The following is a 793-nucleotide window of genomic DNA, read 5'->3' on the forward strand; positions in this document are numbered from 1 at the left end:
GCGGCGGCGGTTCTGATTCGTCGAAGCGTGACGATTACAGCGGCGAGGTGAAGTATGACAAGTTTGATACTTCCGCCGGGAACTATGAACCCGCAACCCGTGAGCATCCCGCGAAGAATGTTCCGAAACCGATTAAACCCGATAACCTGAATGATAAATCGGTAGATGGCTTCTATCAGAATATCGCCTTTTTCTTTGCTAGTTTCCAGTATCTCCTTATGACGAGAGATGTCAGTGCTCTTAAGGAGAGCAATATTAAAGGCAAAGAACAACTCTCAAAGCTTGAAGAACAGATGAAATCTTCTGGAATGCCGGATAAATCCTGGGTCGAGGAGTTTACTGTCAAAGCTTTTCTTGATACTCCGCAGCCTAAGATTGAAGGTGACACTTATACCTGGGAAGGAAAGGTATCAATAAATATGGGCAGCTTTATGGTTCAAAATGGTCAGGTGACGGATATTCCCGAGGAGTCGCGGCATCAGGAAGGATCGCAAACCTTTTTTAAAGGCACCTATAAAGATGGTAAATGGGAGATTGACCTTGGAGCAGGCAGCTCCGCAAGCCCCAGCGCCAGCGGTGGCGCATCCACTGGTTCCGGTCTGGGCGGATTCGGACTCTAACATCATAAAGCAGAAGGTCTGAACAGAAAGGAAATATTATGTCTGATCAGTACGTTATTTCTCGCCGTTCCGCTCTTGGTGTGTTCGGCGCCGGTTCTGCGGCGGTTGCTCTTGCCGCGTGCTCGACGAGTAATTCTAGTGGCGGCGGCGGTTCTGATTCGTCGAAGCGTGAC

General features: G+C 49.1%; 1 protein-coding gene. It reads left to right on the forward strand.

Annotated features, from left to right (window positions below):
- Positions 1–620, forward strand: a 620-nt coding sequence (locus tag HMPREF3016_RS02975; RefSeq protein ID WP_070740079.1) for a DUF6318 family protein, incomplete at its 5' end; no start/stop codon positions are given.
- Positions 621–793: the final 173 nt, after the last annotated feature.

Origin of the sequence: Rothia sp. HMSC065D02 (assembly GCF_001815285.1) — a bacterium.
Lineage (GTDB): Bacteria > Actinomycetota > Actinomycetes > Actinomycetales > Micrococcaceae > Rothia > Rothia dentocariosa.